The organism is Roseateles sp. PN1, assembly GCF_038419725.1.
Taxonomy (GTDB): Bacteria; Pseudomonadota; Gammaproteobacteria; order Burkholderiales; family Burkholderiaceae_C; genus Paucibacter_A.
The window spans coordinates 77,890-97,307 of sequence record NZ_JBCARA010000011.1 but is presented as its reverse complement, the minus strand read 5'-3'; the positions used below and the strand labels follow the sequence as shown (position 1 = coordinate 97,307).

The following is a 19,418-nucleotide window of genomic DNA, read 5'->3' as shown; positions in this document are numbered from 1 at the left end:
AGAGTTTCTTCTTGAGCAGCACGGTGAGGTCAACGGGGCTTTTTGCCGCCTTTGGGCGGCGTCTGCGTGGTGGCAATGCCGCGCAAGCGCACGGCAAAACCATCGGCATGACGTAAATCGGCGGACAAAACCGGCGCCTGGTAGCGCGAGGTAATTTGGGTGATGGCGTGCACATATTGGTCAAAACGCGCCAGGACCTCTTCTTCCGTGCCCCGCCCGAGTTCCAGCACCGCACCTTTTTCCATCGTCAGGCGCCATGAGCCGCGACCCGACAAATCCAGCCGTTCCGGCCACTCATCCAGCAAAGCAGCACGGCTGCGCAGCTGTTGCCACATCTGCAGCATCGCGGGCGCGCTGCCCTTGGGACCAGCCAGAACCGGCAATTCATCGTCTTCCACATCGCCCAGATTGGCTTGGAAGACTTCGCCATAGCTATTCACCAGGCTGCGATCCACACTGGTGTCACCTTGCACCACCGCACCTTCGGCTTCCCAGTAAGCGGCCGGCTTGTGTTCTTCCAGCTTGACGCGCAGGCGATTGGGCCAAACTCTCTGCACCACTGCGGTGCGCACCCAGGGCACGGCCTCGAAGGCCTCGCGGCCCTGCGGCAAGCTCATGCTCAAAAAGCTGCCCGAGAGCTGGGGCAAGGCATTGGCGCGCAAAGTGGCCGCGCTATTGCGCAGCACATCGCCCTCGACCTGGATGGCGCGAATTGCAAACACCGGCAGCCGCGTCACCCAGCGCAAGCTCAGCCAGGCGACAGCCAGCACCATGGCCGCCAAAAGCAGGGCCGTGACTGCCTGCATCAGACGGATGTCTGGCGGCAGTTGGGCGGGCAGCTTGTCGGCGCGCATGGTTCAGTTTTGGGTTCGCTCAGGCCTTGGCGGCGGTGACATGGTCCAGGCGCGCTTGTGACAAGAGCCACAGGCACAGCTGGGGATAAGAAATGCCAGCCGCTTTGGCCGACACCGGCACCAGGGAATGCGAAGTCATGCCCGGCGAGGTATTCATTTCCAGCAGGAAAGGCTTGCCATCACTCTTGCGCAACATCAAATCAGCCCGGCCCCAGCCGCGGCAACCCAGCGAGCGATACGCCGCCAGCACCAGGGCCTGAATTTCCTGCTCTTGCGCCGGGCTCAGCGAGCCGACCACATAGCGGGTGGTGTCGGTGAAGTATTTGTTCTGGTAGTTGTAGTCACCGTGGTCGGCTTCGATGCGCACGGTGGGCAGGGCAAACGCCGCCTCGCCCTCGCCCAGCACCGGGCAGGTCAGCTCAGGCCCGTCGATGAATTCCTCGCAGAGGATCTCGTCGTCGTAGCGGGCGGCCAGATTGACGGCGTCCAGCATTTGCGAATGGCCCTCGACCTTGCTGGCGCCAATGCTGGAGCCTTCATGCGGCGGCTTCACAAACACCGGCAGGCCCAGCTCATCGGGAATGGTCATGCAGCGCTCGCGCGAAATCTCGCTGCGCTTGAGCTTGAGGTAGCGCGGCGTGTTCAGGCCGTCGGCCAGCCACAGGCGCTTGGTGGTGATCTTGTCCATGGCCATGGCCGACGCCATCACGCCCGAACCGGTATAGGGAATGCCCAGCAATTCCAGCGCACCTTGCACGCTGCCGTCTTCACCGCCGCGGCCATGCAGGGCGATGAAGCAGCGCTCAAAGCCTTCATGCTTCAGCTCGCTCAGCTCACGATCGGCTGGGTCGAAGGGATGAGCGTCCACACCGGCGCCGCGCAAAGCAGCCAGCACGCCGGGGCCGGACATGGTCAGCGACACCTCGCGTTCGGCCGAGGTTCCACCCATCAGCACCGCCACTTTGCCCAGCGATTGGGGGTCAATATTCAGATTGAGCTTCATGCCAGCAGGCCCCCTGCTTTCTTAGTCAACAACAATTCCACCGTGGCGGCGGGTGCGGCGCCAATGGAGCCAGCCCCCATCACGATCACCACATCGCCAGCGCGCGACGCTTGCGCAATGGCCTGCGGCATCTCCGCCACATCGTCCACAAACACAGGCTCCAGCTTGCCGGCCACGCGCAGGGCGCGCACCAGGGCACGGCCATCGGCCGCAACGATGGGCGATTCACCGGCCGAGTACACCTCGGTCAGCAGCACCGCATCGGCCTGCGACATGACCTTGACGAAGTCCTCGAAGCAATCACGCGTGCGGGTATAGCGGTGGGGCTGGAAGGCCAAGACCAAGCGGCGGCCGGGGAAGGCGCCGCGCGCAGCAGCAATCACCGCGGCCATTTCCACCGGGTGGTGGCCGTAGTCATCGATCAGGGTGAACTGGCCATCGCCCTGCGCGGCGGGCAAATCACCGTAGCGCTGGAAACGCCGGCCCACGCCGCCGAACTTGGCCAGCGCGGCCACGATGGGCTCGTCGGCCAACTCCAACTCGGTCGCCACCGCAATGGCGGCCAGCGCGTTCAAGACGTTGTGCATGCCGGCCAGATTCAGCGTTACGGACAAATCGGGCAAGGCCTGACCCTGGCTGAACTGGCGCTGCACCGTGAAGCGCATCTGGCCACCGGCCAGCGCTTGCACGTCCACCGCGCGCACCTGATTGCCTTCAGCAAAGCCGTAGCTGATCACCGGGCGCGAGAGCAGCGGCATGATGGAGCGCACACCCGCATCGTCGCCACACAGAATCGCCGCGCCGTAGAAAGGCATGCGGTGCAGAAACTCCACAAACGCCGCTTTCAGCTTGGCGAAGTCGTGGCCATAGGTTTCCATATGGTCGGCGTCGATATTGGTGACGACGGCCAGCATGGGCAAGAGGTTTAGGAAGGAGGCATCGGACTCATCCGCCTCAACGACGATGTACTCGCCCGAACCCAGGCGCGAATTGGCACCCGCGCTCATCAGCTTGCCACCGATCACAAAGGTCGGGTCCACGCCGGCTTCGCCCAGCACCGCCGTGACCAGCGAGGTCGTGGTGGTCTTGCCATGCGTGCCGGCAATCGCAATGCCTTTTTTCAGGCGCATCAGCTCGGCCAGCATGACGGCGCGCTGCACCACCGGAATCTGCTGAGCGCGAGCGGCGATGACTTCGGGGTTGTCGGACTTGACCGCCGTCGAGGTGACCAGCACTTGCGCGCCGGCGATGTGCGCGGCCGCATGGCCGATATGGATTTGCAGGCCCAAGCTGGCCAGGCGCTGCGCGGTGGCGCTATCGCTTTGGTCGGAGCCCGAGACGGTGTAGCCCAGGTTGTGCAGGATCTCGGCGATGCCGCTCATGCCGGCGCCGCCCACGCCAACAAAATGGATGTGCTGAATGGCGTGCTTCATGTCTTGCTCACCAAGGCTTCGATCTCATCGGCCACGCGGCTGGCCGCACGCGGGCGCGCCAGCTGACGCGCGCGCTGGGCCATTTGCAGCAAGGACGCGCGGTCCTGGCTCTTCAGAATTTCAAACAAGCTTTGCGGGTTCATGTCTTCTTGCGGCATATGAATGGCCGCCGCGTGTTGGGCCATGAATTGGGCGTTGTCACGCTGATGCGAGGTGGTGCTGACCACCAGGGGCACCAAGACGCTGGGCAGGCCGGCGGCGCACAGCTCGCTGACCGTCACCGCGCCGGCGCGGCAGATGATCAAGTCCGCTGCCGCCAATTGCGCGGCCATATTGTCAATGAAGGGCAGCAGCTCAAAGCCCGTTTCCAGGCCTGCGGCGCGATAAGCCTGCTGCACCGCAGCCAGATTGGCTTGGCCGGTTTGATGCACGACTTGCGGCCGCTCGGCCTCGGGCCAAAGCGCCAAGGCCTTGGGCACCGCCTCGTTGATGGCGCGCGCGCCCAGCGAGCCGCCCACCACCAAAATCTTCAAGCGACCTTGGCGGCCGGCAAAGCGCTGCTCAGGTGAATCGAGCGCTTCAATCTCGGCCCGCACCGGATTGCCGGTGACCACGGCCTTAGTCGTGCTGGCCGCGGCTGCGCCATCAAATCCGAAAGCAATGCGGCGGGCGAAAGGCTTGAGGCTGGCATTGCTCAGCAACATGGCCGCATCGGCATTCACCAGCAGCAGCGGCTTGCCCGTCAACCAAGCCATCAAGCCGCCAGGGAAGCAAACATAGCCGCCCATGCCCAGCACCGCATCGGCGCTGCGCGTCACAAAAACTTGCCGGCTTTGCACAAAGGCCTGCACCAGCTTGAACACGCCCTTGACGGTGTGCATCAAACCCTTGCCGCGCAGGCCGGCAAAGGCCAGGCGGTCGAGCGGGATGCCGGTGGGCGGCACCAGCTTGTTCTCCATGCCTTGCTCGGTGCCCATCCAGCTGACGCTCCAGCCGCGGCGCTTCATTTCCTCAGCCACAGCCAGGCCGGGAATGATGTGACCGCCGGTGCCGGCGGCCATGATGACGAGGTGTTTTGAACTCATGCGCGGCCTCCGCGCATGAGTTGCCAGTTTTGGCTTCGGCACGCGCGCGCTGCGCGCTTCACGTCGCTACGCGACATGAGCCTGCGCCGGAACAGAGCGCTGCTGTGCTCGCCGCACAGCAGTCCCTTCACTGCGTTCAGGGCCATCATGCGCGGCCTCCGCGCATGAGCTGTCTGTTCTGGCTGCGCCCAAATCCGCAGTCGCAGCGCATGCTGCGGTGCGTCGGCTTTTCGCTTCGCTTCAAGCCGCTCATGCTCGGCCTCCTCGCATGAGTTGCCGATTTTCAATATCAATTCTCAACACCACGGCCAGGGCCACACAGTTCATCAAAATTGCCGAGCCTCCGAAACTCATCAAAGGCAAGGTCAGCCCCTTGGTGGGCAGCGCGCCCAGGTTCACGCCCATATTGATAAAGGCTTGGCCGCCCATCCAGATGCCAATGCCTTGGGCATATAGACCGGCGAACACGCGGTCCAGCGCGATGGCTTGGCGGCCGATGTGGAAGAGCCGGCGCGAGAGCCAGAAGAAGGCAATGATGACGATGGCCACGCCCACAAAGCCCAACTCCTCGCCGATCACCGCCAGCAAAAAGTCGGTATGCGCCTCAGGCAGGTAGTGCAGCTTCTCCACACTGGAACCCAGGCCCTGGCCGAACCATTCGCCGCGGCCCAGGGCGATCAAGGAGTGCGTCAGCTGATAGGCCTTGCCCTGGGCGTACTTTTCATCCCAGGGGTTCAGGTAGGCAAAGATGCGCTCGCGGCGGAAGTCACTCAAGGTGATCATCAGCGCGAAAGCACCCAGTAGCACCACAACGATCAGGAAGAACATGCGGCCGTTCACGCCACCCAGAAACAGAATGCCCATCGCGATGGCCGCGATGACGATGAAGGCGCCCATATCGGGCTGCGCCAAGAGCAGAACTGCGATCACCGCCAAGGCCACGGCCATGGGCCAGACGGCGCGAACGAAGTTCTCCTTCACATCCATCTTGCGCATCATGTAGCTGGCCGCGTACATGGCAATGGCGAACTTGGACAGCTCCGAAGGCTGAAAGTTCATCACCCCCAGCGGCAGCCAGCGCCGCGCGCCGTAAACAACCTTGCCCACATGCGGGATCAAGACCATGACCAGCAGCACCAGCGAGACCACAAACAACCAGGGCGCCCAGCGCTCCCAGTTGGCGACCGGAATCTGCACCACCAGAATCGCCGCTACCAGGCCAAAGCTCAGGCCGATGATGTGGCGTACCAGAAAATGGGTGGACTGATAGTTGGCAAAGCGGGGGTTGTCCGGCATCGCGATGGAGGCCGAATAGACCATCAGCAAGCCCAGGCCCATCAAGGCCAGCACCACCCAGATCAGCGTTAGATCCAAACCCTGCACACGGGTGGGCTGGCCGGCCGAGCTGGACACCCAGTCGCGCACCGGCACCTTCTCGGTCCCAGTGCCCTCACCTTTGGCAAACACGCCACGCAGGCGCTCACCCAGGTTCTGCAGCAGGGCTTGGGCTTGGCTCATGCCGACAAACCTCGCTCGGCCGCCAACTCATGTACGGCGGCCACAAACACTTCGGCGCGATGGCCGTAGTTGCGGAACATGTCCAGGCTGGCACAGGCGGGGCTGAGCAAAACACTGTCACCGGCCGCGGCTTGCGCGAGGCACCAAGCAGTGGCGGCTTCCAGCGTCTCGTGCGCTTGCATGGGCACGCCACTGTCCTGCAGGGCGGCGGCGATCTGGGCACCGTCACGGCCGATCAAAGCGATGGCGCGCGCGTAACGCGTCACGCCAGCGGCCAAGGGGCTGAAGTCCTGGCCCTTGCCGTCGCCACCCAGAATCAGCACCAACTTGGCCGGCGCGCGATCCGCGCCCAGGCCGGTGATGGCCGCCACAGTGGCGCCAACATTGGTGCCTTTGGAGTCATCATAGAAATCGATGCCATCGATGCTGGCCACATGCTCCACCCGGTGTGGCTCACCACGGTATTCGCGCAAGCCATGCAACATCGGCGCCAGGGCGCAACCCGCGGCCGTGGCCAGAGCCAGCGCCGCCAAAGCATTGGCAGCGTTATGGCGGCCGCGCACGCGCAGGGCGTCGGCTGGCATCAGGCGTTGCAGGGTGATCTCTTCTTCCTCATCACCCTTTTTGCGCTTGATGGTTTCGTCCAACTCGCGGGCTCGCACCAACCAGGCCATGCCGCCTTCTTCCACCAGACCGAAGTCGCCGGGACGCTGCGGGGCATTCAGGCCGAAGCGCGCCACGCGGCGCGAGACGGTCTTGGCCGCGCGGCCACGGCCTTGTTTGACGACAATGCCGGCGGGCACCATAGCCTCCACCAACGGGTCGTCACGGTTGATCACCATCAGGCCTTGCTCGCCAAAGATCTGGGCCTTGGCGCGCACATAGTCGGTCATATCGCCATGCCAGTCGAGGTGGTCTTGGCTGATATTGAGCACGGTGGCGGCGGTAGGCTCGAAGCCTTTGACGCCATCGAGCTGGAAGCTGGACAGCTCCAGCACCCAGACCTCCGGCAAGAACTCAAACACCGGGCCCTTGGGCGGCGGCGGCTTGATCGGCAGCGGGGCCTCGTCCAGCAGGGCGTCGACCATTTCCATGGTGGTGGCTGCGGGTGCGGCAGGCACGGCCTCCACTGCAATTGCTTCGGCGGGGATGGACTCTGCGGCAGGCTCGGTGGCCATGGCTTCCACCACGGGCAAGGAAGCCGTAGCTTCATCAGTGCTGGCCAAAGCGGCGGCAGCATCTTCTGCTGCATCGCCAGCCGGCTCGGTCACCTCAGGCGCTGTTTCGGCCTCGGCAGCGAGTTCGCCTTCTGCTGCCACTTCTGCCTCAGGCACTTCCTCCGGCAGCGGCTCTTGGTCAAGCGCCACGCTCAGCGTGGTCAACATGCTGGGGCCAATATTGCCGGCCACGGCCACGCGCTTGCCGGCGCGCTCGGCCAGCAAGGCGGTCATGCAAGTGGTGGTGGTCTTGCCATTGGTGCCGGTGATGGCCAGCAGCGCCGGCGCGTACTGGCGCTGCGCCTTCAAATCGGCCAGAGCTTGGACGAACAAATCCAGCTCGCCCTGAACCGGCACGCCAGTCTGGCGGGCCAGATTCAGCAAGGGCGCGATGCGCGGGTCGCGCGGTGACAGGCCGGGGCTCTTCAGCACCAGACCCACGCCTTGCAGCTCGGCCTCAGCCAACTCACCACTGAAGAAGCGCGCTTCAGGGAGGACCGCCTGCAGGGCCGCCAACTGAGGAGGCGCGGCGCGCGAGTCCCAGACCCGCACGCTCGCACCCAGACGCGCCACCCAAACAGCCATGGCCAGGCCCGAGTCTCCCAGACCCAGCACCAATACCGTTTGAGCTTGCAGCTTCTTGTTCATCACGGATTACCGCAGCTTCAGACTGGCCAAGCCAATCAGGCACAAAAGCATGGTGATGATCCAGAAACGCACCACGACCTGCGTTTCCTTCCAGCCCGACTTTTCGAAATGGTGGTGCAGCGGCGCCATCTTGAAGATGCGCCGGCCGGTGCCGTATTTCTTCTTGGTGTACTTGAACCACGTCACCTGCAGCATCACCGACAAGACTTCAGCGACGAAGATGCCGCCCATGATGCCCAGCAGAATTTCCTGACGGGTGATGACGGCCATGGTGCCCAGCGCGCCGCCCAGCGAGAGTGCACCCACATCGCCCATGAAGACCTGAGCCGGATGGGCGTTGAACCACAGAAAGGCAAGACCTGCCCCCGCCATTGCGGCGCAGAAGATCAGCAACTCACCGGCGCCGGGAATATAGGGCAGCAAGAGGTATTTGGAGAACACCGAGGAGCCGGTCAGGTAGGCGAACAGGCCCAAGACGGAGCCCACCATCACCACCGGCATAATGGCCAAGCCGTCCAGACCGTCGGTGAAGTTCACCGCATTGCTGGTGCCAACGATGACGAAGTAGCTCAGGCCGATGAAGCCAAACACGCCCAGCGGGTAGCTGACGGTTTTGAAGAAAGGCACGATCAAGTCGGCACGCGGCGGCAAGTCGGTGGAAAAGCCACTGCTGATCCAGCGGAAGAAGAGCTGAACGACGCCCAGGAAAGAGGTCTCCGACACGCTGAAAGCCAAATACAGCGCGGCAATCAGGCCGATCAGCGACTGCCAGAAGAACTTCTCGCGGCTGCGCATGCCTTCGGGGTTTTTGTCGACCACCTTGCGCCAGTCATCCACCCAGCCGACCGCGCCAAAGCCCAGCGTCACCACCATCACCACCCAGACGAAGCGGTTGCTCCAGTCAAACCACAGCAGGGTCGACACGGCAATGCCGATCAGGATCAGCACACCGCCCATGGTGGGCGTGCCGTTTTTGGCCAGATGCTGCTGAATGCCATACTCGCGGATGGGCTGGCCGATCTTCATCTCGGTCAGGCGGCGAATCACCCAGGGGCCAAAAGCCAGGCCGATCAGCAAGGCCGTCATGGCCGCCATCACCGCACGGAAGGTGATGTAGGAAAAGACGCGCAGAAATCCCAGGTCGGGATATTGGCTCAGCAGCCATTGGGCTAGGCTATGCAGCATCGCTGCCTCCTTCTTCTTGTTGTTCTTGTTCTGAAATTTGCTGCAAAGCCAGCACCAGCTGCTCCATGCGCATGAAGCGCGAGCCCTTGACCAAAATGTTCTGCACCGCCGGGCCTTGACTCAGCTCCGCTTGCAGCTCAGCCACGGTGGCGAAGGCACGGGCGCTCGGGCCAAAGGCCTTGGCGGCATCGGCCGCGGCCACGCCCGCTGTCCACAAATGCTGCAAGCCGCGCTGCGCGGCATAGGAGCCGACTTCGGCGTGGAAGGCCGGGCCTTGATCGCCCACCTCGCCCATATCGCCCAGCAGCAGCCAGGAGGCACCGGGCAGATCGGCCAGCACATCAATGGCGGCGCGCACGCTGTCGGGGTTGGCGTTATAGCTGTCGTCGATCAAATTGACCGCCCCGCCCTGCCAGCGCAGTTGGCTGAGTTGCGAGCGGCCCTTGACGGCACGGAAGTCCTCCAGACCACGCACGATCACCGCCAGCGGCGCGCCAGCAGCCAGGGCGCAAGCCGTGGCCGCCAAAGCGTTACGCACATTGTGCTGACCGGCCAGGCCCAGAGCGACCGGGGCGATGCCTGCCGGCGTGTGCAATTCCAGCGCCCAGTGACCGGCGTCCATCCACGTGGCGCGACCGGTGACATCGGCCTCGCCTTGCAAGGCAAAGCTCAAGTGCGGGCGGCTGCCGGCCAGTTCGGCCCAGATCGGCGCGCAGGCATCGTCGGCCGGGAACACGGCCACGCCGCTGGCGCCCAGTGCGTTGATGGCCTCGCCGTTCTCACGGGCGGCGGCCTCCACCGTCTGCATGAATTCCTGATGCTCACGCTGGGCGTTATTGACCAAGGCCACGGTGGGCCGAGCCATGGCGGCCAGCGGGGCGATTTCGCCGGGGTGGTTCATGCCCAACTCGACCACGGCGGCCTTGTGGAACACCGCCTCATCCTGGCGCAAGCGCAGCAGAGTCAGGGGCACGCCGATATCGTTGTTGTAATTGCCCACGGTCGCCAGAGCAGAAGCCCCATGCCAAGCGCGCAGGATGCTGGCCAGCATCTGCGTCACCGTGGTCTTGCCATTGCTGCCGGTCACTGCAATCAGCGGCAGTTCCTGGCGGGCGCGCCAGGCTTGGGCCAGCAAGCCCAACGCGGCCTTGGCGTCCGGCACCTCGATGCCGGGCAAGCCGGCTGCGGCCAAGCCACGCTCAGCCAGGGCCGCAACGGCACCGGCGGCGGCCGCTTGAGGCAGAAAGTCATTCGCGTCGAAACGCTCGCCACGCAGGGCCACGAACAAATCGCCGGCGGCTAGGCTGCGGCTGTCGCTGTGGACACGCTGAATGGCCAGCTCGGGTGAGCCGAACAGGCGCGCCTGCGGCACGAGCGGCAGCAGCAGCTGATGGGCCTGGCCCAGGGTCATCAAGAAATCATGCCCAGCGCTCACAGCCCAGCCCTCAGGATCAGCGCCGCGCGGGCTTCTTCAACATCGGAGAAATGCTCGCGCACGCCAGCCACTTCTTGATAGTCCTCATGGCCCTTGCCGGCGACCAAAATCACATCGCGGCTGCCGGCTTGCTGCACGGCCTGCGCGATGGCGGCGCGGCGGTCGGTGATCTGTTGATGTGCGGCGTTAGCGGCGCTCTCACCCAACCCAGCGACGATGTCGGCCAGGACGGCTTCCGGCGCCTCATGGCGCGGGTTGTCGCTGGTGAACACCACTTGGTCGGCCAAGCGGGCCGCAATCGCGCCCATCAGCGGGCGCTTGCTGCGGTCGCGGTTACCACCGCAGCCAAACACCACAGCCAATTGCCCACCGCGCGCAGCGGCCAGCGGGCGCAGGGCTTGCAGGGCTTTGTCCAGGGCATCGGGCGTGTGGGCGTAGTCCACCACCAATTGCGGCAACTCCGTGCCGTTGCCGACGCGCTGCATGCGGCCCGGCACCGGCGTCACCAAGGCGGCAACGCGGGCGACCTCGGTTAGCGGGTGTCCCAGGGCACGCAAGCCGCCGATCACGGCCAGCAGATTGGCAATGTTGTATTCACCGATCAGGCCGGTTTCCAGCAACAGCGACTCGGCTGCGCCCTGCTCACGCAAGGTGAAGGCCAGGCCGCCGGCGCGGTAATGCAAATCATGGGCCGACAAGCGCGCGGCATCGCTGCCCAGGGCATAGGTCCACAGGTCCAGCTTGCCAGCCAACTCAGCGGCCAGCGCCACGCCCTTGGGGTCATCCAGATTCAGCACAGCGGCTTGCAGACCGGGCCAGTCGAACAGCTCACGCTTGGCCGCCCAGTAGGCGTCCATGCTGCCGTGATAGTCCAGATGGTCTTGGGTGAAATTGGTGAACAAGGCCACGCGGATGGCGGTGCCGTCCAAGCGATGCTCTTTCAAGCCGATGCTGGACGCCTCAATGGCGCAGGCGCTGAAGCCCTGCTCAGCCATGCGGCGAAAGCCCTGCTGCAGCAGCACGGGGTCAGGTGTTGTCAGGCCGGTGTATTCAATCTGCGCGGGTGCAGCGTTGCCCGGCACGGGCGGCTGGCCCACGCCCAAGGTGCCGACCACGCCGCAGCGCTGGCCCAACAAGCTCAGGGCTTGCGCGGTCCACCAAGCGGTGGAGGTCTTGCCATTGGTGCCTGTGCTGGCGATCACGCTCAAGGCCTGAGCCGGCTGGCCGTAATAGGCGGCGGCGATCAGGCCGGTCTTGCTTTTCAGGCCCGGCAAGGACGCCACGCGGGCATCCACAAAAGCGTAAGGCTCGACACCATCGTCCTCCACCAAGCAGGTGGAGGCGCCGGCTGCCAGGGCCTGAGCGACGAACTCACGGCCATCGCGCGCATAGCCCGGCCAGGCGATGAAGGCATCCCCCGGCTGCACGGCGCGGCTGTCGGTGCGCAGGGCACCGGTGGTCCACTCCTGCAGCCAGCGGGCGGCCGCCTCGGGGGATTTGAGTTTGGTCAGCATGATGTTCTTAGAAACTTTCTTCAACCGCGGCAGTCGCCTGCTGCTTGGCCACGATTTGCGGTTTAACTTCCAGATCGGGCTGCACGCCCATCAGGCGCAGGCTTTGCGACACCACCTGGCTGAACACCGGGCCGGCCACCGCGCCGCCAAAATAGACGCCGTTGCTGGGCTCGTCCACCATCACCGCCACCACGATGCGGGGCTTGCTGATGGGTGCGATGCCGACAAACCAGCTGCGATATTTATTGCCCGCGTAGCCCTTGCCTTCTTGCTTGTGCGCCGTGCCGGACTTGCCGCCCACGCTGTAGCCGCTGGCCATGGCCATGGGCGCCGTGCCCCCCGGGGCGGCGGCCATCTCCAGCATGTGGCGCACTTGCGCGGCCGTCTTGGGCGAGAACACCTTGATGCCCGCGACCGGCTCGGCACCGGGCTTGCGCATCATGGTGACGGGGATGATCTCGCCTTCGCGCGCGAAGATGGTGTAGGCATGCGCCAGCTGGAACAGCGAGGCGGACAGGCCGTAGCCATAGGACATGGTGGCCTGCTCAATCGGGCGCCAGCTCTTGTAGGGCCGCAGCTTGCCGGTGATGGCGCCGGGGAAATTGAGCTGCGGGCGCTGGCCCAGGCCGATGGCGGTAAACAGCTCATGCTGCTCGCGCGGCGGCATCATCATGGCCATCTTGACCACGCCGATATTGCTGGACTTCTGGATGATTTGCTCAACACTCAAGTCGCCATGCGGGTGCGCGTCGGTGGGCGACCAGCCGCTGATGTTGACGCTGCCCTTCGACGTGGACAGCACCGTCTCAGGCTTGACGCGACCGCTCTCCAGGGCCTGCGCGGCGATGAAGGGCTTCATGGTCGAGCCGGGTTCGAAAATATCGGTCAGGGCACGGTTGCGCAGTTGAGCACCGCTCAGGTTTTTGCGCTCGCCGGGGTCGTAACTGGGGAAGTTGGCCAGTGCCAAGACCTCGCCGGTTTGCACGTCCAGCACCACCACCGAGCCGGCCTTGGCCTTGTGCTGAGCCACCGCATCACGGATTCTTTGGTAGGCGAAGAACTGCACCTTGGAGTCCAGCGACAAATCAATGTCGCGGCCATTCATGGCCGGGATGCGGTCGCCAATGTCTTCCACCACACGCCCTAAGCGGTCGCGCACGACCGAGCGTGAACCGTCGCGGCCCTGCAGATCTTTCTGGAAGGCCAGCTCGATGCCTTCTTGGCCGCGCTCTTCAATATTGGTGAAACCCACCACATGGGCAGCGGCCTCGCCTTCCGGGTACTTGCGCTTGTATTCGCGGTCGGCGAAAACGCCCTTCAGGCCCAGGGCCTTGATGCCCGCGGCAGTTTGCTCATCAGCCTGACGGCGCAGCCAGACGAACTTGGTGGCAGGATCGAGCTTGCGCTCCATCTCAGCGTTAGACCAGCCAAGAACTTTGGCCAGGGCGCGGCGCTTCTCGGGGTCAGCATCGACCTCTTTGGGAATCGCCCAGAACGAGGGCACGGCCACGCTGGCCGCCAGCACCTGGCCACTGCGGTCGATGATGCGGCCTCGGCTGGCCGGCAACTCCACCGTGTGGGCGTAGCGGGCCTCGCCCTGCTTTTGATAGAACTCGGTGGCGATCACCTGCACATAAAAGGCGCGGCCCAGCAAGCCGGCAAAGGCCAAACCCACCAGTGCCACCAGAAAGCGCGAACGCCAGGCTGGCGTCTTGGACGCCAGCAAAGGGCTGGTGGAGTAATTGACGCTGCGGGTGCTGAGCGAACGCGCAGCCGCCTCGGTCTTGCGTTTGGCGCCGGGCAGCTTCATTGATTGGCTCCTGGCTTGGCTGGCGCCGAAGCAGTGACGGCCGTGTCCAGTTCCTGGCTCAAGGCCGGCGTGATGGCATGCATGCGCAGACGCTCGCGAGCCACTTGCTCAACCCGCAAGTTCGTCGCCTGGGCATGGCGCTCGGCTTGCAGGCGCTGGCCATCGGCCTCCAGGCGGCGGCCTTCAGCCTGCGCGCGATCCAACTCGGTGAACAAGAGACGGGCGTCGTAAGCACTGCGCACCAGGGCCGTGCCACTGAAGAGCACCGCCAACAGGAGGATGAGGTTCCAGCGCCCCATGGCTTATTCGCTCCGACGGCGCTTTTTGTGATGCTCGACGGCCAAAGGCGCATCGGTGCGCTGAGCCACCCGCAAGACGGCCGAGCGTGCGCGCGGATTGGCAGCCACCTCGGCCTCGGAGGGCTTGATACGCGCCAGCGCCATCAAAGCCAAGGGCTTGGGTTCGGCGAACAAGGCACGGCGGTCGACCACATCTTTGCTGTGGCCGCCAATGAAGGTCTTGACGATACGGTCTTCCAGCGAATGGAAGCTGATGATGGCCATGCGGCCACCCGGGGCCAGCAGAGCCAGGGTGGACTCGAGACCTTGCTTCAGCTCTTCCAGTTCGCCGTTGACGTGAATCCGAAGAGCTTGAAAGGTGCGCGTGGCGGGGTTCTGTCCCGCTTCCCGGGTCTTGACCGCACGAGCCACGACCTCGGACAGCTCATTGGTGCTTCCAACGGGACTCCCGCTTGTCCGGCGAGCAACAAGCGCCTTTGCAATCTGAACAGCAAACCGTTCTTCCCCATAGTCGCGTATGACCTCCGCAATCTGGCGCTCATCGGCGCGGGCCAGGAATTCCGCAGCACTTTCACCGCGGCTTGTGTCCATACGCATGTCCAGCGGACCGTCAAAACGGAAGCTGAACCCACGCTCAGGGTTATCAATCTGCGGACTGGAGATGCCCAGGTCCAACAGCACGCCCTGCACTTGCTCAATGCCGCGCGCAGCCAGCTGCGCACGCATATCGGCAAAGCCGGAATGAATGATGGAAAAACGCGGATCGGTGATGCGCGACTCGCCTTCGGTGGCCGCAGCAATGGCCTCCAGATCGCGGTCGATGGCGATCAGGCGGCCGCGCTCCGACAATTTGGAAAGCAACAGGCGCGAATGGCCGCCGCGCCCGAACGTGCCATCCACATAGATGCCATCGGGGTCGGTCAGCACGCCATCCACGGTCTCATGCAAGAGCACGGTGGTATGGGAAAACTGGGCGGGATTGGTATCCATCAGAAGCTGAAATCCTTGAGTGCGTCAGGCAGCTCTGACTGCATGACTGCGGCTTCGTGTTGGGCGTGGGCGCCAGAATCCCAGAGTTCAAAGTGGCTACCCATGCCCAGCAGCATCACGTCGCGAGTGATGCCGGCCGCCGCACGCAGCTCGGGCGAGATCAACACGCGCGCGGCGCTGTCAATCTCCACATCCATGGCATTGCCCAGGAACACCCGCTTCCAACCGGCAGCCGACATGGGCAGCGCGGCGATGCGATCACGGAAGTTTTCCCAGGCCGGACGCGGGAAGACCATCAAACAGCCTTCCGGGTGGCGGGTCACGGTCATCTGGCCGGCGCACAGCGCTTGCAAGACTTCGCGATGGCGTGTTGGGACGGCAAAGCGCCCCTTGGCATCCATTGCCAAGGACGAAGCCCCCTGAAACACAAAATTCGCCACGGCGACCCACCAAAGTACACTTTTCACCACTTTACTGATCGAACTTTGGCAGGTCAAGGCAATTCGTAAAAACTTCCAATGAAATCAAGCACTTAGAACAGCTTGCTGAGAAGATTTTTAAAACAAAATTCGTTCAAAAATAAGGACTTGCAAAGCTGTCTGCAAGTGGAAGATGAACTTAGTTGGTGACTCCTTACCCCCCTAATCCGGCGATAGACTCACACCCAGCTGCCGAACCGCCGACGCTGCGCGCATGCGCCGCTTGTTGGCGAGAGGGGAAAGTTCACCGGCAAGCTCGCCAGCGGCCTGCCGCACACTGCAAAATGGCTTGCCGCGCTAGGCTTGCCACCGGCAGCCGGGCAGGCCGAGACAAGAGCAAGGCGACAACCATGAGGCTTTTTTGAGCAGTAGCAAATCCTCTTCCTCGCTGTTTTTCGCGATCGCTTTGGGCGCCAGCGTCGGCCTGCTGCTTCCCGCGGTGGTGGTGGGCGGCCTTCTGGTCGGCTGGCGCGAATCGCAAGTCAGCGCCGCCAGCCAGCAAAGTGAACTCGAAGCCAAGCTCGACGTGCTGGCCAGCAGCCTGCCCGAGCTGCTGTGGAACCTCGACACGGTGGCGGCACAGGAAGTGGTGCACGCCATCATGAAGTCGCCCGATGTGGTGCTGGTGCAGATCAGCGACCACTCGCAAGACAGCAACTTTGTCGACGCCATCGACCCCTCGCGCCAGCAAGGCCAGCTGATCACAGGTGAGCGCGACATCATCCGCAACGGCGCCCACATCGGCCGCATCCGCATCCAACTGGACGACTCGCTCAGCAAGGCCGCGTTGTCCCGCCAGCGCTGGCTTTACGGCGCCACCGTGGGCGGGCAGTTGCTGGTCTCGCTGGCCTTGATTCTGTTTTTGCTGAACCGGCGCCTGCTCAGGCCTTTGCATGGATTAGGCGCCTTCGCCAACGATTTGGCGGAAGGCCGCTTCCAGGCCAAACTCGAGAACACCGGTCGCAGCGACGAAATCGGCCAGCTGGGCCAACACTTGGAACATATGCGCGATGCGCTGCAGGAGCAGTTTGGCGCGCAGCGTGCCCTGATCGAACGCCTGCGCGGCATGGCAGAGACCGTGCCAGGCGTGGTGTTCCAGCTGCGCCTCAATGCGCGGGGCGAGTTCTCATTCGCCTATGTCAGCGAGGCGGTGAAAGACTTTTTCCAGCTCAGCTCGGCCGAATTAAGCCTGGACGCTGAACGCTGGTTTGAAGGCATTCACGCCAGCGACCGCCAAACCGTGCGCGACAGCCTGCTGCAGTCGGCGCGCGCACTCACCCCCTGGCAGCTGGAGTTCCGCACCCATAACAAAGACGGCTCGGAGCGCTGGCTCTACGGCAATGCCATCGCTCAAGCCCTGACACCGGATGCCGAGGGCAATGGCGACAACACCGAAACCGCAGGCGTGCTGTGGCATGGTTTCCTGACCGATATTTCGGCCCAACGCCGCGATGCACTGGAGTTGATGCGCTACCGCAATCATCTGGAAGAGCTGGTGGAGGCCCGCACCGCCGAGTTGGCCGAGGCCAGTCAAGCCGCACAGGCGGCTAGCTTTGCCAAGAGTGCTTTCCTGGCCAATATGAGCCATGAAATCCGCACGCCTATGAACGCCATCATTGGCTTGACCTATCTGGTCCAAAGCGAAGCCAAGGAACCCAAGCAACAGGACCGGCTGCAGAAGGTTGCCGACGCCGCCGAGCATTTGCTTGGGGTGATCAACAACGTCCTGGACCTATCGAAAATTGAGGCGGGCAAGTTGCAGCTACTCCATACCGAATTCAACGTCAGCCAAGTGCTCGACAGCGTCGCCAGCATGCTCACCCAGCGCGCCGCTGAGAAAGGCCTGCCGCTGCAAGTGGAGCTGGCTGAAGCGCTGCGCAAGCAGGCTTTGCTAGGGGACTCGCAGCGCATTGCCGAGATCTTGCTCAACTTCGCCGGCAACGCGATCAAATTCACCGACAGCGGCTTTGTCAAAATCAGCGCCCAGGTGCTGGCCACGCAGGGCCGACGCCTGACGGTGCGCTTTGAGGTGGAAGACAGTGGCATCGGCATCGCCGCCGACGCCTGCGCCCGTCTGTTCCAAGACTTCGAGCAGGCGGACAGCTCCACGACCCGCCGCTACGGCGGCACCGGCCTGGGCCTGGCCATTTGCCGCCGCCTAGCCCACGCCATGGGCGGCGAAGTCGGCGTCAACAGCAAGCCCGGCCAGGGCAGCACCTTCTGGCTGGAGTTGCAACTCGAGCAAACCGATATGCCCCTGACTCAAACGCAGCAACAAGAGACCGGTTTCGATCTCTTGCAAGGTCTTGCCACGACGTCCACTGCGGGCCGAAGCCCCTCCGTCAACAAGCATGCCGCGCGCGACGCGCTGGCCCCATTCCGCGGCAGCCTGGTGCTGCTGGCCGAAGACAATGCGGTCAATCAGGAAGTTGCCATCGCCTTGCTAGGCAGCGCCGGCATCCAAGTCGATGTGGCGGGTGACGGCCAAGCCGCGCTGGACATGCTGAGAGATCCGAGCAAGCCCTATGCCCTGGTGTTGATGGATGTGCAGATGCCGGTGATGGACGGGCTGGACGCCACCCGTGCCATCCGCCAGACCGAGCGCGGCCGCCATATTCCCATCCTGGCCATGACCGCCAACGCCTTCGCCGAAGAAAAGCAGCGCTGCCTGGACGCCGGCATGAACGACCATGTGGCCAAGCCCGTGGTGGCCGAGCAGCTGTTCACGACCTTGAAGCTGTGGCTGACGCGCAGTCAGGCACAGCAAGCCCAATCATCAGCACCTTGAACTGAGCCGGGCTGAGGGCGCCCAAGCCCATTCGATCCCGTAGACAACAAGGCCGCAGTCATCGCGGCCTAGGCTGGCCGCACGCAAGCCCTGCCCCATCAATTCCCGGCCGACGATTCCTTGATCAAGCGCCCCGAGCCGCTCTGGATCGGCCTGGCGTTCATCGGGTACAGGCGCGAGAAGATATTGATCTGGTTCATCGACAGTTGCACCGGCTGGCGCATCACCATCCACAACACGCCCTCTGAGCAAGGCGGGGTGGTCAGTGAACCCATATAGGTGTAGTAGCCGCGGTCCTCGGGCAGCAATTGGTTCAGGTCGATGCTGACTTGGGCCGCCAGGGCCTCGTTCTTCTCCAGCGGCAGGTTGTTCCAGATCGTTTGGATCAGCGCCTGATCGCGGCCACGCTCCAGCAGCACCGCCACCACAGCCAGCTTGCCCTCGGCATCTTTGTGCACCAGGTGGGCCACCATATCGAATTGGCGGCCGTTGATGCGCTCTTCGCTGGGGCGATGGAAATGGAATTGCAGCAACTCAAAGCGCCGCCCCATGATTTGCAAAGAGTTGCCCGGCGCCACATTGACCTGCACGGTGTGGCCGTTGTCCAGCACCGAGAAGTTGCTGGGGCGGTAGTCGAACTGGATCTTCTCCAGGTCCACACGGATGCCCTCACGGATGTCGATCGGGCTCTGCCGCGTGCCCACGGCACAGGTGGCGAATTCCGGGTTCAAGGCGGCCCAACGGTCGGGCGCACCATCGCCGGTATAACCCCAATGCACATGGGCGCCAGCCTTGCCGCCATGCCCACCCTTGTCGGCGCCCTCCGCCTTCTTGGTGGCGGCCTTGCCCGCCTTGCCGCCGGCCTCTTCACCCGGCTTGGGCTTGACCTTCAGCGCCCCTGCGCCGTCCTTATTGCTCAGCCGTTCGGCCAGGCGTTGACGCAAGGCCTCCAGCGATTCTTCTTCAGCGCGCGCGGACCGGGGCAGGCTCAGCAGCAAGGTGACGCCCATCAGCGCAGCCAAGGCAGCGGCGCTAAGCCGGGTCCAGCGTGGCTTGAAACTGCGGGCGGTGGCGTGTCCTGGGCGCGTGGCCCGGCCTTGATCACAAGCGTGGTGATATTTTTTTTGCATTGGAAGCTCCAGGCCAAACCGTGCGGCCTA

At 63.8% G+C, this 19,418-nt stretch carries 15 protein-coding genes; 1 reads left to right on the top strand and 14 read right to left on the bottom strand.

What is annotated here, in order from left to right:
- Window positions 1-29: 29 nt before the first annotated feature.
- The 13 genes from AABB87_RS17030 to mraZ form a co-directional block, all read right to left on the bottom strand.
- On the bottom strand, window positions 30-854 hold the full coding sequence (locus tag AABB87_RS17030) for a cell division protein FtsQ/DivIB (RefSeq protein ID WP_341972469.1): 825 nt from the start codon (window positions 852-854) through the stop codon (window positions 30-32).
- A 19-nt stretch (window positions 855-873) separates the two neighbouring features.
- The gene (locus AABB87_RS17025; protein ID WP_341972467.1) at window positions 874-1,857 is read right to left on the bottom strand and encodes a D-alanine--D-alanine ligase; all 984 of its coding nucleotides are present in this window, start codon (window positions 1,855-1,857) and stop codon (window positions 874-876) included.
- Complete coding sequence (murC, locus tag AABB87_RS17020; RefSeq protein WP_341972466.1) at window positions 1,854-3,290, bottom strand: UDP-N-acetylmuramate--L-alanine ligase; 1,437 nt, start codon at window positions 3,288-3,290, stop codon at window positions 1,854-1,856. Before murC ends, AABB87_RS17025 begins: the two co-directional genes overlap by 4 nt.
- Complete coding sequence (gene murG / locus AABB87_RS17015) at window positions 3,287-4,375, bottom strand: undecaprenyldiphospho-muramoylpentapeptide beta-N-acetylglucosaminyltransferase (RefSeq protein ID WP_341972465.1); 1,089 nt, start codon at window positions 4,373-4,375, stop codon at window positions 3,287-3,289. Before murG ends, murC begins: the two co-directional genes overlap by 4 nt.
- A gap of 249 nt (window positions 4,376-4,624) precedes the next feature.
- A complete protein-coding gene (gene ftsW / locus AABB87_RS17010) occupies window positions 4,625-5,893 on the bottom strand; it encodes a putative lipid II flippase FtsW (protein WP_341972464.1) in 1,269 nt (422 codons plus the stop codon).
- Complete coding sequence (murD, locus tag AABB87_RS17005; RefSeq protein WP_341972463.1) at window positions 5,890-7,758, bottom strand: UDP-N-acetylmuramoyl-L-alanine--D-glutamate ligase; 1,869 nt, start codon at window positions 7,756-7,758, stop codon at window positions 5,890-5,892. The genes ftsW and murD overlap by 4 nt, the downstream gene beginning before the upstream one ends.
- Window positions 7,759-7,764: 6 nt before the next feature.
- On the bottom strand, window positions 7,765-8,943 hold the full coding sequence (gene mraY / locus AABB87_RS17000; protein ID WP_058720652.1) for a phospho-N-acetylmuramoyl-pentapeptide-transferase: 1,179 nt from the start codon (window positions 8,941-8,943) through the stop codon (window positions 7,765-7,767).
- A complete protein-coding gene (locus tag AABB87_RS16995) occupies window positions 8,933-10,354 on the bottom strand; it encodes a UDP-N-acetylmuramoyl-tripeptide--D-alanyl-D-alanine ligase (RefSeq protein ID WP_341972462.1) in 1,422 nt (473 codons plus the stop codon). Before AABB87_RS16995 ends, mraY begins: the two co-directional genes overlap by 11 nt.
- Before the next feature lie 20 nt (window positions 10,355-10,374).
- Window positions 10,375-11,892, bottom strand: coding sequence for a UDP-N-acetylmuramoyl-L-alanyl-D-glutamate--2,6-diaminopimelate ligase (locus tag AABB87_RS16990; protein WP_341972461.1), 1,518 nt, complete (start codon window positions 11,890-11,892; stop codon window positions 10,375-10,377).
- A gap of 7 nt (window positions 11,893-11,899) precedes the next feature.
- Window positions 11,900-13,702, bottom strand: coding sequence for a peptidoglycan D,D-transpeptidase FtsI family protein (locus tag AABB87_RS16985; RefSeq protein WP_341972460.1), 1,803 nt, complete (start codon window positions 13,700-13,702; stop codon window positions 11,900-11,902).
- Window positions 13,699-14,001: a cell division protein FtsL gene (ftsL, locus tag AABB87_RS16980; RefSeq protein WP_341972459.1), complete on the bottom strand. Its 303-nt coding sequence runs from the start codon at window positions 13,999-14,001 to the stop codon at window positions 13,699-13,701. Before ftsL ends, AABB87_RS16985 begins: the two co-directional genes overlap by 4 nt.
- A 3-nt stretch (window positions 14,002-14,004) precedes the next feature.
- Window positions 14,005-14,991 carry a 16S rRNA (cytosine(1402)-N(4))-methyltransferase RsmH gene (gene rsmH, locus AABB87_RS16975; protein ID WP_341972458.1) on the bottom strand — a complete coding sequence of 329 codons (987 nt, stop codon included), beginning with the start codon at window positions 14,989-14,991 and terminating at the stop codon, window positions 14,005-14,007.
- Window positions 14,991-15,419 carry a division/cell wall cluster transcriptional repressor MraZ gene (gene mraZ / locus AABB87_RS16970; RefSeq protein ID WP_341972588.1) on the bottom strand — a complete coding sequence of 143 codons (429 nt, stop codon included), beginning with the start codon at window positions 15,417-15,419 and terminating at the stop codon, window positions 14,991-14,993. The genes rsmH and mraZ overlap by 1 nt, the downstream gene beginning before the upstream one ends.
- A gap of 412 nt (window positions 15,420-15,831) precedes the next feature.
- Here mraZ and AABB87_RS16965 point away from each other — a divergent pair, with 412 nt between their 5' ends.
- On the top strand, window positions 15,832-18,258 hold the full coding sequence (locus AABB87_RS16965) for a hybrid sensor histidine kinase/response regulator (protein ID WP_341972457.1): 2,427 nt from the start codon (window positions 15,832-15,834) through the stop codon (window positions 18,256-18,258).
- Between the two features lie 98 nt (window positions 18,259-18,356).
- Here the strand turns inward: AABB87_RS16965 and AABB87_RS16960 are convergent, their stop codons facing one another.
- On the bottom strand, window positions 18,357-19,388 hold the full coding sequence (locus tag AABB87_RS16960; protein ID WP_341972456.1) for a carbonic anhydrase: 1,032 nt from the start codon (window positions 19,386-19,388) through the stop codon (window positions 18,357-18,359).
- Between the last annotated feature and the right edge of the window lie 30 nt (window positions 19,389-19,418).

What these genes read in the sequence shown, in the direction of transcription:
- murG (WP_341972465.1), bottom strand. Translation starts at nt 4,375, where the DNA reads ATGAGTTCAAAACACCTCGTCATCATGGCCGCCGGCACCGGCGGTCAC.
- AABB87_RS17025 (WP_341972467.1), bottom strand. Translation starts at nt 1,857, where the DNA reads ATGAAGCTCAATCTGAATATTGACCCCCAATCGCTGGGCAAAGTGGCG.
- AABB87_RS16985 (WP_341972460.1), bottom strand. Translation starts at nt 13,702, where the DNA reads ATGAAGCTGCCCGGCGCCAAACGCAAGACCGAGGCGGCTGCGCGTTCG.
- ftsL (WP_341972459.1), bottom strand. Translation starts at nt 14,001, where the DNA reads ATGGGGCGCTGGAACCTCATCCTCCTGTTGGCGGTGCTCTTCAGTGGC.
- AABB87_RS16960 (WP_341972456.1), bottom strand. Translation starts at nt 19,388, where the DNA reads ATGCAAAAAAAATATCACCACGCTTGTGATCAAGGCCGGGCCACGCGC.
- murD (WP_341972463.1), bottom strand. Translation starts at nt 7,758, where the DNA reads ATGAACAAGAAGCTGCAAGCTCAAACGGTATTGGTGCTGGGTCTGGGA.
- rsmH (WP_341972458.1), bottom strand. Translation starts at nt 14,991, where the DNA reads ATGGATACCAATCCCGCCCAGTTTTCCCATACCACCGTGCTCTTGCAT.
- AABB87_RS16995 (WP_341972462.1), bottom strand. Translation starts at nt 10,354, where the DNA reads ATGACCCTGGGCCAGGCCCATCAGCTGCTGCTGCCGCTCGTGCCGCAG.
- mraY (WP_058720652.1), bottom strand. Translation starts at nt 8,943, where the DNA reads ATGCTGCATAGCCTAGCCCAATGGCTGCTGAGCCAATATCCCGACCTG.
- AABB87_RS16990 (WP_341972461.1), bottom strand. Translation starts at nt 11,892, where the DNA reads ATGCTGACCAAACTCAAATCCCCCGAGGCGGCCGCCCGCTGGCTGCAG.
- murC (WP_341972466.1), bottom strand. Translation starts at nt 3,290, where the DNA reads ATGAAGCACGCCATTCAGCACATCCATTTTGTTGGCGTGGGCGGCGCC.
- ftsW (WP_341972464.1), bottom strand. Translation starts at nt 5,893, where the DNA reads ATGAGCCAAGCCCAAGCCCTGCTGCAGAACCTGGGTGAGCGCCTGCGT.
- AABB87_RS17030 (WP_341972469.1), bottom strand. Translation starts at nt 854, where the DNA reads ATGCGCGCCGACAAGCTGCCCGCCCAACTGCCGCCAGACATCCGTCTG.